Annotated in this window: 15 protein-coding genes; 12 read left to right on the forward strand and 3 right to left on the reverse strand. The window is 54.3% G+C overall.

The genetic code is table 11. The features are described 5' to 3' along the window. Positions 1-59: 59 nt before the first annotated feature. The 4 genes from murA to KNP64_RS06740 all read left to right on the forward strand — a co-directional run bounded on the left by murA (position 60) and on the right by KNP64_RS06740 (position 3,724). A complete protein-coding gene (gene murA, locus KNP64_RS06725; RefSeq protein ID WP_029594691.1) occupies positions 60-1,361 on the forward strand; it encodes a UDP-N-acetylglucosamine 1-carboxyvinyltransferase in 1,302 nt (433 codons plus the stop codon). 77 nt (positions 1,362-1,438) lie between these two features. After that, on the forward strand, positions 1,439-2,425 hold the full coding sequence (gene mreB / locus KNP64_RS06730) for a rod shape-determining protein (protein WP_021066145.1): 987 nt from the start codon (positions 1,439-1,441) through the stop codon (positions 2,423-2,425). Between the two features lie 103 nt (positions 2,426-2,528). Further along, positions 2,529-2,942, forward strand: coding sequence for a DUF4275 family protein (locus tag KNP64_RS06735; RefSeq protein ID WP_214792222.1), 414 nt, complete (start codon positions 2,529-2,531; stop codon positions 2,940-2,942). Between the two features lie 20 nt (positions 2,943-2,962). Further along, a complete protein-coding gene (locus tag KNP64_RS06740; protein ID WP_214792224.1) occupies positions 2,963-3,724 on the forward strand; it encodes an SDR family oxidoreductase in 762 nt (253 codons plus the stop codon). A 363-nt stretch (positions 3,725-4,087) separates the two neighbouring features. Here KNP64_RS06740 and KNP64_RS06745 read toward each other — a convergent pair whose 3' ends face one another. Both KNP64_RS06745 and KNP64_RS06750 read right to left on the reverse strand, forming a co-directional pair. Beyond that, entirely contained in the window at positions 4,088-4,867 is a 780-nt protein-coding gene (locus tag KNP64_RS06745; protein WP_214792226.1) for a response regulator, read from the reverse strand. Continuing rightward, positions 4,848-6,659 (reverse strand): sensor histidine kinase, encoded by a 1,812-nt coding sequence (locus KNP64_RS06750; RefSeq protein ID WP_214792228.1) that lies wholly within the window; start codon positions 6,657-6,659, stop codon positions 4,848-4,850. Before KNP64_RS06750 ends, KNP64_RS06745 begins: the two co-directional genes overlap by 20 nt. Before the next feature lie 181 nt (positions 6,660-6,840). Between KNP64_RS06750 and KNP64_RS06755 the strand changes: the two genes are divergently transcribed. The 4 genes from KNP64_RS06755 to KNP64_RS06770 all read left to right on the forward strand — a co-directional run bounded on the left by KNP64_RS06755 (position 6,841) and on the right by KNP64_RS06770 (position 11,620). Further along, positions 6,841-8,772 (forward strand): sensor histidine kinase, encoded by a 1,932-nt coding sequence (locus KNP64_RS06755; protein ID WP_214792230.1) that lies wholly within the window; start codon positions 6,841-6,843, stop codon positions 8,770-8,772. 121 nt (positions 8,773-8,893) lie between these two features. Next, positions 8,894-9,667, forward strand: coding sequence for a flagellar hook-basal body protein (locus tag KNP64_RS06760; RefSeq protein ID WP_214792232.1), 774 nt, complete (start codon positions 8,894-8,896; stop codon positions 9,665-9,667). A gap of 11 nt (positions 9,668-9,678) precedes the next feature. Further along, positions 9,679-10,458 (forward strand): flagellar hook-basal body protein, encoded by a 780-nt coding sequence (locus KNP64_RS06765; RefSeq protein WP_214792234.1) that lies wholly within the window; start codon positions 9,679-9,681, stop codon positions 10,456-10,458. A gap of 64 nt (positions 10,459-10,522) precedes the next feature. Beyond that, positions 10,523-11,620, forward strand: coding sequence for a glycerate kinase family protein (locus KNP64_RS06770; protein WP_251126340.1), 1,098 nt, complete (start codon positions 10,523-10,525; stop codon positions 11,618-11,620). Between the two features lie 27 nt (positions 11,621-11,647). Here the strand turns inward: KNP64_RS06770 and mscL are convergent, their stop codons facing one another. Then, the gene (gene mscL, locus KNP64_RS06775) at positions 11,648-12,025 is read right to left on the reverse strand and encodes a large-conductance mechanosensitive channel protein MscL (RefSeq protein ID WP_214719362.1); all 378 of its coding nucleotides are present in this window, start codon (positions 12,023-12,025) and stop codon (positions 11,648-11,650) included. A gap of 206 nt (positions 12,026-12,231) precedes the next feature. On the opposite strand from mscL, the gene KNP64_RS06780 reads away from it, so the two are divergent. The 4 genes from KNP64_RS06780 (at position 12,232) to KNP64_RS06795 (ending at position 15,219) form a co-directional block, all read left to right on the forward strand. Continuing rightward, positions 12,232-12,483, forward strand: a complete 252-nt coding sequence (locus tag KNP64_RS06780; protein ID WP_138858789.1) for a DNA-directed RNA polymerase subunit beta — start codon at positions 12,232-12,234, stop codon at positions 12,481-12,483. A 13-nt stretch (positions 12,484-12,496) separates the two neighbouring features. Further along, entirely contained in the window at positions 12,497-12,919 is a 423-nt protein-coding gene (gene fabZ, locus KNP64_RS06785) for a 3-hydroxyacyl-ACP dehydratase FabZ (protein ID WP_214792236.1), read from the forward strand. A gap of 12 nt (positions 12,920-12,931) precedes the next feature. Then, positions 12,932-13,381: a hypothetical protein gene (locus KNP64_RS06790; protein WP_214792237.1), complete on the forward strand. Its 450-nt coding sequence runs from the start codon at positions 12,932-12,934 to the stop codon at positions 13,379-13,381. Positions 13,382-13,479: 98 nt separating this feature from the next. Further along, a complete protein-coding gene (locus KNP64_RS06795) occupies positions 13,480-15,219 on the forward strand; it encodes a methyl-accepting chemotaxis protein (protein ID WP_214792239.1) in 1,740 nt (579 codons plus the stop codon). Positions 15,220-15,231: the final 12 nt, after the last annotated feature.

Here is a 15,231-nt window from a genome sequence, read left to right on the forward strand (position 1 = left end):
GGTAGCGGATATCGACGTATAAAACAAAAAAACAACGAAGTTGGAGGACAAAGAGAGATATGAAGGATTTGATTGTAGTCCGTGGAGGACGTAAATTGTCAGGTACTGTGCGTGTTGAAGGAGCTAAAAACGCCGTACTCAAAACATTGGTTGCCACTCTTTTAGCAAGCGAAGGAAAGTCGGTACTTCAAAACGTGCCGCGCCTCGCTGATGTGTACACGATTAACAAAGTACTTCGCCACCTCGGTGCAGAGGTTGCGTTTGACGAAGCGAATAACGAAGTCACTGTTGATGCGTCGGGCACAATCAAAGACGAGGCGCCGCTTGAGTACGTCCGCAAGATGCGTGCCTCGATCCTTGTCATGGGTCCTCTCCTTGCTCGTCTTGGGCATGCGCGTGTCGCAATGCCAGGCGGTTGCTCGATCGGGTCACGTCCGATTGACCTCCATTTAAAAGGCTTCGAGGCAATGGGCGCGAAGACGGTCATCGGCAACGGTTTCGTCGAAGCTTCGGTCGACGGTCGCTTGAAAGGTGCGAAGATCTACTTGGACTTCCCATCTGTCGGCGCGACAGAGAACATCATGATGGCGGCAGTCCTTGCTGAAGGAACAACGGTCATCGAGAACGTCGCCAAAGAACCTGAAATCGTCGACCTTGCCAACTTCTTGAACGGTATGGGCGCACACGTCCGCGGTGCCGGTACAGAAACGATTCGAATCGAAGGCGTGGAGAAACTCCATGGTGCCGAGCATTCAATCATCCCTGACCGCATCGAAGCCGGTACGTTCCTCGTTGCTGGAGCGATCACAGGTGGCGACATCGAAGTCATCGGCGCAGAGCGCGAGCACCTTCGCCCACTCATCTCGAAGATGGAAGAAATGGGTGTCAAGTTCGAGGATACGTCGGAAGGCATGCGTGTCATCGCACCGGATGTGTTGAAGCCGGTCGACGTGAAGACGATGCCACACCCTGGTTTCCCGACTGACATCCAAGCACAAATGATGGCGCTCGTCTTAAAAGCTGGCGGCACATCGGTCATCACCGAAACAGTGTTCGAGAACCGCTTCATGCACGTCGAAGAATTCCGCCGTATGAACGCAGACATTAAAATCGAAGGACGCTCGGCGATCATCAAAGGCGGCGTTCGCCTCCAAGGTGCTGAAGTCGTCTCGACTGACCTTCGTGCCGGTGCTGCCCTCGTCCTCGCGGGACTCATCGCGGACGAAGAGACACGCGTTGGCGATCTCTACCACATCGACCGTGGCTACGTCGACTTCCACAAGAAATTGCAAGCGCTTGGTGCTGATATCGAGCGGATCCAAGGGAACGTCGAAGTTGCCGAAGAAATGGTCAAGAACTAATTAATAGACTCATAGGAGCGAGGAGAGACTCTTCTCGCTCTTTTCAATGAAGTAACGAACGGAGGAACCTACACACCATGTTTTCAAAAGATATCGGGATTGATTTAGGAACAGCAAACGTCGTCATCCACGTCAAAGGTCGAGGCATCGTCCTCGACGAGCCATCCGTCGTTGCCATCAAGCGTTCGACAGGGAAAGTACTCGCTGTCGGAACGGAAGCGTATCAGATGGTCGGGCGTACGCCAGGTGACATCGTCGCCATCCGTCCACTCCGTGATGGGGTCATCGCTGACTTCGCGACAACCGAAGAGATGCTTCGCCACTTCGTCGAGAAGATCCAAGTCCGCGGTTTCTTTGGCGGCATCCGCATGCTCATCTGTACACCGGCAAACGTGACACCGGTTGAAGCGAAAGCGATCCGTGAGGCGGCCGAGAAGGCCGGCGCGAAAGAAGTCTTCCTCGCCGTAGAACCGAAGGCAGCAGCGGTCGGTTCGGGCATGGACATCTGGAAGCCGGTCGGCCATATGATCGTCGACATCGGTGGCGGGACGACAGACGTTGCCATCCTCTCGATGGGCGATATCGTCTGCGGTGAAACGATTAAAATCGCCGGGGACCGTTTCGATACGGACATCCTCCGCGCCATCAAGGACAAGCATAAGCTCGTCATCGGTGAGCGGACGGCCGAGCAAATCAAGAAAGAGATTGCGACGGTCTTCCCAGGGGGACGTAACGAGACGATGGATATCCGCGGTCGTGACATGGTGCGTGGGCTTCCGCGTACGGTAACGATTACGTCGGAAGAACTCCGTGAAGCAATGGCCGAATCGGCGAATGAAATCGTCGAAGCGACGAAGCGCGTCCTCGAACAGACGCCTCCGGAACTTGCGGCCGATATCATCGACCGCGGCATCATCATGACAGGTGGCGGCTCGCTCCTCCACGGCATCGACCAGCTCGTGGCCGAGCGTGTCGGTTTGCCGGTCATGATCGCCGAAGAGCCGACGCTCAGCGTCGCACACGGCACGGGCATCATGCTCGAGCATTTGGATCGTTTGAAGTAATACGATATAGAGGTACGACGTCTGCAGGCGTCGTGCCTTTTTTTGCGTTCAAGACTGTCCGAATCTCCTGTAAATGGATAGACTAAAGGGGGGAGGGCTGTGGATGAATCCATTGATTGAGCGATTGATGGCGCAAGGGGTCGAGGTCACAGAGGGTGAAGACCGGGGCCAAGAAGCGCGTCAGACATGGGTGGCGCACTTCATACGACCTGAACAGCCGACACGGCTTTCTCCTTATCTATGGGAGGATATCGTGGCAAGGACTGACGGCTGTCTCGTCGGAACGGCTGCTGATCACGCGTTCGAACGGGCCGGAAAGTGGAAAGCGATCCTCTTTTTTCAACACTCGAACGATGTGCTCGAGCTCGATTTGACGCAAGCGAAACCACTCACTAGGAGAGACTTGATTGTTGAAACAATGGACTATGCGGATGTCTATATCGTCGACCCAGCTTACACGTGGACGTATGTCATCCCGCACGAAGCGGACTGGGGACCGTATTTTCTCACCAATTAAGGAGTAAAGGGGATGATTGAATGACACGACCACTTACACTCATTACCGGTGTCAGCCGGACGCAGGGCATCGGGGCGGCCATCGCGCGAAAACTTGCTATGGCAGGCCACGATTTGTATCTAACGCACTGGAGCCCGTTTGACGGCACGGAAGGCGTCGGAGCGGAACCCGACTTCATCGACGGCTTTGTCGACGAATTACGGGCCTCAGGCGTCCGTGTCGCAAACGAGGCGTATGATTTGTCGTCTGGAGACGCAGAAGGGCTGCTCGACCGCGTCGAAGCGGCGCTCGGTACTCCGAGCCGTCTCATCAACAACGCGACGTATGAGCGGCACGTGAGTGTCGATACGTTCTCGACCGAGACGCTCCGTCGCCATTATCTCGTCAATAACGAAGGGACGCTCGGCCTGACGTTCGCCTTCATCGAGCGATACAAACAAGCGGGGCATACGGACGGACGCATCTTGTTCATGGTGTCCGGGGGCGCGGATGCGTCCAACCTGGCCTATATCGCCACAAAGGGCATGCTGATCGCCATCACACCGGCGCTCGCCAACGGGGTCGGGCAGTACGGAATCTCTGTGAACGCGCTCGACCCGGGTCCGACCGATTCGGGTTGGATTGATGACGCGCTCCGTGAGCAGCTCGTACCGCTGTTCCCGCATGGGCGCATCGGCACACCTGAGGACACGGCCCGCTATATCGCGTTCCTCATGGGGCCGGACGGGGCGTGGGTCAACGGGCAACATCTTCACGTCGATGGCGGCTTCGTCGGCCGTTAAAAAGAGCTTGTCCCATAGATAGGAACAAGCTCGGGTTGTGAACGAACCGATTCGCCAAACAGCGAGTTGGTTCGTTTTGAATGGGGGCGACGATGTATAGTTGCCGTCTCTTGTGTTCAATGATCGTTATATGAATGAAGAGCGATAGACATGAAAAACGGCCGCCTGAAGGCGACCGTTCGCGTTGCTCGTCAAGGGCGCCCCGACTCCGACAGGAAAACAATCCGACGGAGACCCAGCAGCGACGTGAGTCGCGATGCGGCTCCGGGATTGCCTGCGGAAAGCGTGGGCGCCGAAAGACGAGCAGGATGTTTCATAGTGGTCAACGAGTTGAGCTTCTCCTGAATCGGGACAAGCTCTTTTTCAATGCCACGTATAGTCTTTGTCGACGAAGAGACGGGCGTTCAAATCTGCTTGTGGGAACGGTTTGTGCTTCGCGTCCAGCCAATCATGGTAATCGCATAAACAGACGTCGTCCAAGTGGAGCGAGTAGCCGTTATTGATCGTCTGGACCGAGATGCTCAAATCGTACTCAGCGAGCGTCTTCTTCAACCGATAGACGAGGTTATAGACGTTGTGCAGCGCCCGCTGCGGCTCGTCGATGTCCGGGTACAGCGTCTCGGCGATCAGCCACTTGTTGACGACTTTATCGCGATGGTAAATCAAGTAGGCGAACAGCTCCTCGGTCTTCTGTGTCGGCCATTTGACGAGGTCGCCGTCTTGCGTCTTGACCGAGAAGTGGTCGAGACATTGAATCATACACGTCCGGTGATGCTCGATTGATAGTGTCTCCGCGTATCGCTTCGAGACGCGCGGAATCAAATCGTGAATCATCTGTTCGGTGATCGGCTTGAGCAGATAGTGCGTCGCCTGCAGGTTGAACGCATCGACCGCGTATTGGCTGTGCGCCGTCGTGAAGACGACTTGAGTCGTCTCGGGCAAACGTTTGGCGAAATCGAGACCGTTCATCTGCGGCATCTCGATATCGAGGAAGACAAGATCGACTTCCTGGTCGGCCAAAAATTCAAGCGCTTGGAACGGATCATGGAACGACCCCATCCATTTCAAATTCGGTTCGGCTTGGATGAGGCACTCCATCATCCTTAAAATATGGTGTTCATCTTCAATCAAAATCGTGCGCATGTTGCTCGTTCATCCTCTCTCGTTTTGGGAGTCGGATATGTACATGCGTGCCGACTCCTGGTTCAGAATTTAATTTAAACGTGGCATCTGGTATGAAGTCGATCCGATTCTTGACATTCGGGATACCGATTCCACTCGATTTTCTCAAGTGAGGTATCGGTTCGAACCCGATGCCGTTGTCGGCAATCCGGATATCGATTGCATCATCTGAGGACTGGACCGACAACATGAGCCGTTTGATGCCTGATTGTTTCATCAACCCATGCTGGACCGCGTTCTCGACGAGCGGTTGCAATAGGAGCGGTGGAATCGAGGCGTTGAGGACGGATTCGTCGATATCTTTCGTGATGGTGAACGCATCATTGAAACGAGTCTGCTCAATCATCAAATATGAGTCGATGACGTCGAGTTCTTGCTTGAGCGAGATATCGTTCTCGGTCCGCCCGTTTTCGAAGATAAAGCGGACGTATGTGCTCAAATGGCTGAGCAAACGTGCCGCCTCGGTCGGTGCCGTGTAACAGAGCGCAATCACGTTCCCGAACGTGTTGTATAGGAAGTGCGGCTTGATTTGGGCGTTGAAGAACGAAATCTCACTTTGGTTGGCGAACGTCTGCACTTCACGCTTTTTCCGTTTATCCGTCGACAAGTGAATCGGGAGCAACGTGAACATGAGCAGGAAGTAAATGAGCGACATGACGCTCGTATACAGTTCTTGGTTCGGGTGGTCAAACAGAACGTTGATCAACTGGCCGACATAGCCGATGATGAGTGAGATCGTGAACACGAGAAATTCGAACGGATAGCCGTCGTCTTTTCGTTCGAACAGCCAATTGATGTTCAGCCCGGTCCAGAAGAACGTGATGAACAAGACATACACCCAAGGGAATTGGTCGAACGTCGCGTGCGCACCTTCTGGCAGTACCAAGGCGATCAGACTGAACGCATAGAACGGGTAGGACGCGTACTTCAAAAAGTGTCGAAACGGGACGCGTTCGAGACGTAACGCAAAGTTGATTAACATCGCGACACTCAGTAATGCCGTAATCAAATTTAATTTATGGGCCAAAACGTAAGACATCATAGGGACGATTTCGAATACGATCATTTGATCACTCGTCATAAGCGAGACGCTGACGAGGAAAAAGAAAGCAGCTCCATATAAATAGAGGGATTCCTTACGATGGAACAGCCAAACGATTGCGTAGAATGAAAAAATGAGGAGCGAGATGAGGATAATCACGAACTCATAACTGAAGTATTGATTATGATAGGTCATCATATTGCTCGTTGGACCGATGAGCAGGCTATCGGAAATCCCAGTCGAGAGCTCATTCGTCTCAGCCGTTTGAATCGTCAGACGGAACGTCGGGGTATGCGTATCCAGAAGAACGAGGTAGGCATGACGAATGTCTTCATTCGTCGATGCGTAGACGGGTGAAACAGTTTCTCCATCAATGAGAAGGTTGACATGTGGGTGGTTACGCGGCACACGCAAAGCGTATTGTCCGGGAGGCAGTGAAATGTCAGCTTCATAAGTAGCCATCTTGTGTGGTGTCACATGCGGGAGTTGTCGATAAGACTCGCGGTCGACTCGCTCGAGCAGGCTCGATTGAAAGCGCCACGTCCCATCGAGACGCATGAGTTGTTCGGTCACACGAGAATCGGTCAAATCGGCCGTTCCTTGTGTGACGGTGACTGAATCGTCAATCGTCTGTCCGCGCGTCAAGGCGAAGCCGCCAACGAGCGCGAAGAAGACCATCAACATGACCAGCCCAATCGATTTAGGGGTCATCTGCATATTCCCTTCGTGGTTTGTGAGTTTTTTGTGAGAAACGAACGATATACTGACACTAATCGTTCACATATTAACGTGACGAATGTTTTCTTATCGTACACGAAACTGACTTTTTTGAATAGCCGAACATACTGACCTATCCAATCCGATCAATCCCCGATATGAAAGAAGGACACATATGAAACGCTGGATCGAACAACGAATTAGCCGCCAAGTCCTCACTGTGTTTTACGTATTAATCGCCTTAATCACATTGACGTCACTCGGCACATACTTTTATACCCAACAGGCGATCCGCGAAACGACAGTCGAGCTCGAACGGATCAGTGAACAACGATCGCGGGCGACCGATTTGTTTGAGACATGGCAGTCGATGCAATACGAGATGCGTGGTCACGTCTTACTTGGAGATGACGCATTACTAGCGGAAGTCAAGCGAGCCCAAACGCGGATTGACGACCAGACGAGCTGGTTCGAACAGAACGCTGAGACGAATGAAGAGGCGACGTTCGCCGAAGATGCACGCCTATTGTTCACAATCTATACATCTCGCGTCATGCCCGGACTTGAGCGTTACGTTGTCGCTAAAGCGAACGGAGAGGTCGATGAGCCGTTCTTACAGATGGCGACTGTCGGCCAACTCATGCCGAGCAACGCATCATCGAATCAGACACGATTCAAATTGAATTCAAATAGTGCGGCCGATATGAGCGCGAGCATCGTCGATATGGAATCGGTGTTCACGGACTATCGGTCCGAGCTCGATTATCAAGAGACGGGCCTGCGTGAGCAACTATCCGAACAGCTCGCGAAAGCCCAATGGATGTGGCTGCTCATTCTACTCGGAGCTTTGTTTGTTCTGTTCATCAGCTTGCAACCGTATATCGTACGCTTAACGAGACAGCTCGAGGCGCTCATCACGAACAGTGAACGGCTCGCGGTCGACCCGCACGCCACGCTCATTCCAATCAAACCGCTCCAAAACGAGGTCGGTCAACTATCGAAATCGTTCACAGAGATGTCGAGCTCATTGATTCACCAGCACGACGAACTCGAGAAAGAGCGCGAGAAGACGGCCCGGATTCTCCATACGATGCGCGACGCGATCGTCTTCGTCGAGGTGGACACGAATCAACGTTTCGCCAACGAGGCGCTGTTCGAACTGTATGAGCAGCCGTTCCCGTTCGGCGACCGTCAGAGCCTGTATCCGATCGACGCGTTTTACGAACCGTTCATGGATCAAATCGATGATCAGGACGGTCTCAACCGGTTCACGCACCGGGCGAAGAACTGCGGAATCTTCGATGAAACGTTTACGTATTCGATGCAAGGGGGAAGACGTATCATACGGATGTACGCCGAACCGATTGAACTGCAGGACGAACGTTTCGGCGTGATGTTTGTGTCACGGGACATTACGAAAGAGATTGAGATCGACCGCTTGAAGACGGAACTCGTCGCCACGGTCTCTCACGAGCTTCGGACCCCGCTCACGTCCATTCTTGGCTTTACCGAACTGCTTGAGCATCGACATGTCGACGAAGAGAAGCAGAAACGCTACTTGAATATGATCCATAGTGAGACGACCCGACTCGAACGGCTCGTCAGCAATTTGCTTGACGTGCAGAAAATGGAAGCCGGTAAGGGCCAGCAAGACTTTAAAATCGAGAATTTGTTTGAAATGCTGTCCGATATCCTCGAAATCCACGCCGGTTCGACCGAATTGCATGCGTTTCATTTCGACTGCGATGAAACGATTCGCGTGTCTGGAGACCCGGCGCAACTGCGTCAAGTGTTCTCAAATATCGTGAATAACGCCATTAAATATTCACCGGACGGCGGGAACATCGCCGTTAACGTCTCGTGCGAGGACGATGTCATCCGGATCGCCATCGAAGACGAGGGCATGGGTGTGGCACCGGCAGATGCCGAACGACTGTTTGAGAAGTTCTACCGTGTGCAGAACGAGCAGAGTCGCAATATTGGAGGCACCGGCCTCGGACTCGCGATCTGTAAAGAGATCATCGAATCGCACGGCGGAACAATCAGTGTCCGTTCGGAACTTGGGAACGGGACGACGATGATGGTCGAACTCCCGATCGTCGCTTGATGCAAAACCACTTCATCATCGTGAAGTGGTTTTTTTACTTTTTTTCAAAAAACGGTGAATGAAACATTCATTTGGTACGATATACAGAGTGAAGACTTTGAACGATGAAAGGAAGACGACCATGCTACGCGGATTATATACGGCGGCGGGCGCGATGAACGCGCTCCAGCGCCAACAAGAGATTTTGAGCAATAACCTCGGTAACGTCCGGACACCAGGATTCAAGGCGTCGAACGGCGTCGTCCGCTCGTTCCCGGAAATGTTGCTCGCCCAAGTGAGCCATCCCGGCAATGCGCGTTCACGCGTCGGAGGCGAGGTCGGCACGTTATCGACAGGTGTCTACCTTCAAGAGACGATGCCTCGGTTCTCGAGCGGGAGCATCTCGGAGACGGGCAGCCCGACCGACGTATATATGAAGGTGCCGGCTGACGCGACGGGTGCCGCCATGTTCGCCGTCGAACAAAACGGCGAGACGCTCTATACGACGAACGGACGCTTCGCGGTCGATGAGGAGCGTTTCTTACGCTCGGCGGATGGCGGTTATATCCTCTCAGACGCAGGCGAGCGCATCCAGCTGCCATCAAGCGAGTTCACATTGTCAAGTGACGGACAAATCACGTCACTTGGTGAGAACGTGGCGACACTCGGTGCCGTCCAAGTTAATGACTTGGCGACGCTCGAACAGGTCGGGAACGATTACCGGGTCAACGGAGACGCCCCACCTGCTGCGAACGTCCAGTTCCAACAAGGATTCATCGAAGAGGCGAACGTTGACCTCGATCGGACGATGGCCGACTTGATGACGACGTACCGTCAGTTCGAGGCGAACCAAAAAGTTGTCCAAGCGTATGATAAGAGTGCCGAGCGGGCCATTGAAATCGCTCGGATTCGTTAAGGAGGAAGCTTATGCAATCGATTTATAACTCGGTCTCGTCGCTCACGCAGTTGCAGCGCCAGCTCGATGTGACCGGTCACAACATCGCCAACGTCGACACGGCCGGCTATAAGCGGGAACAAACCCACTTCGCCTCGCTCTTGTCGCAGGCGTATGACAATCAACCGCGCGCCGAGCTCGAGGTCGGGCGCGATACGCCGAACGGGATTCGCATCGGTGTCGGCGGCCACGTCGCCGATATTAGCCAACAGTTCAATATCGGCCAGATTCGCAAGACGGACCGTGGGCTTGATGTGTTCTTGAAAGCGAGCCGTCAGTTCTTCGCCATCGAGACGGAGAATGGTGTCGGATTGACCCGGAGTGGGAACATGCAGCTGTCAGTCGGTGAGACGACTACGCTCGTTGACGTGAACGGAAACGCCCTTCTTGGTGCGGACGGGAACCTGATCGTCATGCCGAACGAAGCGACGGCGCACCGTGTCCGTCAAGATGGGATGGTCGTCGCCAGCGTGAACGGCGTCGAGCAAGAGTTTGGTCGTCTCGACATCGTTGAGGTACGTAACACATCAGCGCTACGACCTCTCGGTGACAACGTCTATGCGGCCGACTTGGGGGCTGACGTCGATCGTCCGCTCGGCAATCTGTTGATTGAAGGCACGCTCGAATCATCGAACGTCGATTTGACGAAAGAGATGACCGACATGACGATCACGCAGCGCGCGTATCAGATGAATTCACGGGCGTTATCGATGAGTGACCAGATGATGGGGCTCGTCACGTCACTCCGGTAATCACAGACCGTTCTTCCTCGGAAGGGCGGTTTTTGCGTTACACTGAATAGGAGGAGGGATGGACATGCGAATTGTCGTGGCGATGGATTCGTTCAAAGGGTCGATGACGAGTGTGGAGGCGAACCGAGCGGTTGAACGGGCGCTCGCTGGACACGATGTCATCGAGGTGCCGATCTCAGACGGCGGGGAAGGCTTTTTAGATGCGTGGCTCCTGACACATCCGTATGCCGAGACCATCACGCAAGACGTCATGTCGCTTGATGGGACGATGCGACAAGCACGATACGGTTGGTTAGAACTGACGCGAGAAGCAGTCATCGAAGTCGCCGAGGCGTCCGGGCTCACACTCGTCGATACGCTCGACCCGTGGCGCTATAGTTCGTACGGAACGGGTTTGCAAATCCGACATGCGCTCGAGCGCGGGGCGACACGCATTACCGTCGGTCTCGGCGGGAGCGCGACCGTCGATGGAGGGAAAGGCTTGCTCGAGGCGCTCGGCGTCCGCTTTCTTGATGAGACAGGGCATGTCATTGATTCGTTCCCGCATCAACTCGAGCGCGTCGCGCAAGTCGATTGGACCGGACTCCTACCGGAAGCGCGTCATGTCGAGTGGCGGATGGCCTCGGATGTGACGAATCCGTTACTCGGTCTATCTGGGGCGGCCGCCGTATTCGGTCCGCAGAAAGGATTGGCGCTAACGGACGTCGACCGTTATGACAAACAGCTCGCCGCGTATGCCCGTTGCTTCGAGCGTGATGTGACGGGACAACCGGGGGCGGGCGCGGCCGGCGGGATCGGCTTCGCGCTCTATCAGCTCGGATCCGTATATGGGAGCGGGATTGACGAGGTAGTACGGTGGTCGAAACTAGAGGAAACGTTGCAAATGGCCGACTGGTTGATCACCGGGGAAGGCCGGTTCGATGAGCAATCGCTCCACGGAAAAGCACCTTACGGATTGGCCCGAATCGCATATGCACACGGGGTCCCGACGCTCGTCTTCGCGGGACAATCGGAACTGATTGCCGTTCCGGACGTCGGCATCGAAGCCGTGTTCCCAATCGTTTGCCGGGTGATGACGCTCGAAGAGGCGATGCAGCAAGCGGCGCCGCTCTTGACGGACGCCGTCAGCCGAGCGTTCCGGTTAATCGACAAAGACGCCTGAACCAACTTCGGTTCAGGCGTCTTTTGGTCACGAACGTTCTTTTAATAGGTCACGAATCTCCGAAAGGAGCTGTTCTTCACGCGACAGTTCCGGCTCCGGCGTCTCTTCGACCGCTTTTTCTCGCTTCAGACGGTTCAATACTTTGACCATCATGAACAACGCGAAGGCGATGAGGAAGAACTTGACGATTTCTTGCAGGAAGTTGCCGTACGTCACGTTCACGCCGAGCACCGATACCGCGAGCGTCGAGAAGTCGATGCCGCCGATGAGGATGCCGAGGAACGGCATGAAGATGTCATTGACAAGCGACGTGACGATGGCCGTGAAAGCAGCCCCGAGGATGAAGGCGACGGCCAGGTCAATCACATTGCCTTTAATCGCAAACTCTTTGAATTCTTTCCACATAGAAATAATACCTCCTAAACGATGAATACTCTTATGGTAGCACAGCATAGATGGAAGCGGACAGTATTTTTCACAGAAGCGTCGCCCTTGCCCTAGGCCGGGCGCTTGTTCGACGTACGGTAGATACGTTACACTTATATAGAACTCATGCAACAGTTTTGTTACCTGGTACTAATATGTTATAATTAATTCAGCTGAAAGGATGTATGGACGTGGCGAAGGAAGAACAAAACGGCTCGGAACAGACCGAGTCTAAAGAGCGGACGGAGCGGAAACGATTATCGAACCATCGACGTTTCCCAATCTTGTTACGCGTCATCGTTGTCCTGTTGTTGGCTTTCGTGATGCTTGCAATTGGAGCCGTCATCGGGTACAGCGTGATTGGCGGAGGCGAGTGGAAGGACGTGTTCAACATCGACACGTGGCGCCATATCACCGATTTTTGGCTAACATCATAAGGGTGGTGGAACCATGTACACGATTGAACAGATTAAAGAAGTGATTCCGCATCGGTACCCGTTTTTGCTCATCGACCGGATTCTTGAGGTCAAAGAAGGCAAACGGGCCGTTGGATTAAAGAATGTGACGGCGAACGAAGAGTTCTTCAATGGACATTTTCCAGACTATAACGTCATGCCTGGCGTGTTGATCGTCGAGGCGCTTGCGCAAGTCGGCGCGTTCGCGATGCTCAAGCAGGAGTCGAACCGCGGCAAGCTCGCGTTCTTCGCAGGTATCGATGGATGTCGCTTCAAACGTCAAGTCGTCCCGGGCGATCAATTGCGCCTCGAGGTCGAGATTTTGAAAGTGCGCGGACCAATCGGTAAAGGGCGCGCCGTGGCGACGGTCGATGGAGAAGTTGCTTGTGAAGCGGAACTCACTTTCGCCTTGAAGTGAGGAGAGAACGAGATGCGCGTATTGGTGATTGCCTTGATTCTCGGATTGGCGACCATCGTCGGTTGCCAACAAGTGCAAGATGAGCCGACCGAAGAGAACGTCGTGTTCGAGCAGGACGTCGAAGATGCGATGATTGAAAAACGGGCCGGTCAATCGGAATCGATTGCGGTCTCGCTAGAGCGGACGAACAGCTCGACGATGCTGTTCACGATTCGGATGCTCGAAGACCGTCGCCTCGATCCGACGACGCTCATCAGTTATGAAGTCGATGGCACCCGTGTCCCAATCCCGTTCGGTGAACTTGTCGCGGAACGCGAAGGGGACGTCCGGACGTACGTCTATCAAGCGGATTTGAACCCTGACCTATTCGTTACCGAGACCCTCCCGCTCTTCCATATCGGAGAAGAAGGCGAGGCCGAGGTGTCGATGCCGCTCGAGGTTGTAGATTCGACAAATGAATGAACGAACGGATGATTTTTTGTCGAAAATCATCCGTTTTTTTGTGGACTCTTCGCGACAGTTGTCCGATATAAGGAGTAAGGACGAATGGAGGGAATCACATGAAACGAAATAAACCACAGTCACTGCAGAAACGAATCTTGGCGATGATGTTGGCGTTCATCACGCTACTCATCGTCACGTTCGGCGTGTTGCAATATGTTAGCACAAAGCACACGGTACAGAGTTCGATGCAAGCCGTTCTATTGGAGGACGGGGCCCGCATCAGCGAGGCGATTGACACGGAGGCGTATGCGGCCTTTTTACAGAACCCGACGAAAGATGAACGGTTCGAGCAGTTTCGGGAACAGCTCGACACGTATCGGACGCAAATCGGGGCCATGTATGTGTACACTCTCGCAGCCGACGGCGAAGAGCTTCAAATCATCGTCGATGGGATGAGCGCGGCCGACGCGGTCGATATCGGAACGCCGACGACAGCGACGTCGTTTGCAGATGCGAGAGCGGCGTTTGAAGGTGGGACCGTCACAACACCGATTGTCGAGGATCCAGAGTACGGGGACTATATGACCGTGCTCGTCCCAATCAAACAAGGCGGGGACGTGATCGGTGTCCTTGGAATCGACAAAGGGGCGAGTGACGTCGCTGCGGTGACGGAAGACGTGTTGCAAGAGAGCTTGCCGCCGATTCTCATCGGACTCGTCATCTTGCTCGGGGTGGCTTCAGTCATCATTTGGCGCTATCTCGGTTGGAAACTCCGACCGCTCCGTGAGCTTGAAAGGGTCGCGACTCATATCGCGAGCGGCGACCTAGCGACAGCGGCCAAAGAGATGGACAACATCCAACTGAAAGCGAACGATGAGATTAAGCGGCTCACTGCCTCGATGGACCAGATGACGAAGATGCTCCGCGATTTGATTTCCGGATTGCAGACATCTGCCCAGACGGTGCGGGACGAGAGCGGCAACGTGGCGAGCATCTCGGAAGAAGTGAACGACGCCTCGAGACAAATCGCGTTCACGATGGAAGAAATTGCGGGTGGCGTCGAGAATCAGAGCGTGCTCACGATGAAGCTGTACGGGCATATGAACGAGTTTTCGGGACTCGTCGACCAGACGGCGCACGACGGCAACGGTGTGAGCGAACAAGCGGAAGTCGTCAGCCGCGTTACGGCCGAAGGACTCGGACTGATGGAAGATGCCGTCGGCAAGATGACGAACATCCATCTGCAAGTGCGCGAGTCGCAAGGACAAGTGAAAGATTTCGAGCAACAGGCGGACGAAGTGACGGCGCTCGTCACGATGATCCGTCAAATCTCAGAGCAGACGAACTTACTCGCTTTGAACGCGGCCATCGAGGCGGCCCGTGCCGGGGAGCATGGAAAAGGCTTCGCCGTCGTCGCTTCTGAGATTCGCAAGTTATCCGACAGCGTTGCGCGGTCGGTCAGTGAGATCTCGGAAATCGTTGGCAGCGTCAAACGAAACTCAATCGCGCTCGGTGAGACGTTCACGGACAGCATGCACGCCGCCGAGGATGGCAAGCGGACGCTCGAGGAGACGAAGCGCGCCTTCAATGAGATTGAGCAGAGCGTGCGGGAGATGCAGCGCCTGACGAACTCGATGCAAGGACAGCTCGGACGCGTCAAGACGAACCAAGACGACATCAAACGTGGTCTCTCGGACATCGCGTCGATTTCGGAAGAGAGTACGGCCGGCAACGAGGAAGTGGCCGCCTCGACCGAACAAATGTCGGCGACGAGCGAGACGATGAACCGGCTCGTCAAAGATTTGTCGCACACGGCCGAGGACATGCAGCGCATGAGCCGACAGTTCAAGTTGTAAACAGTCTCAAGT

The sequence above is a fragment of the Exiguobacterium sp. s64 genome, from assembly GCF_018618035.1.
Taxonomy (GTDB): Bacteria; Bacillota; Bacilli; order Exiguobacteriales; family Exiguobacteriaceae; genus Exiguobacterium; species Exiguobacterium mexicanum_A.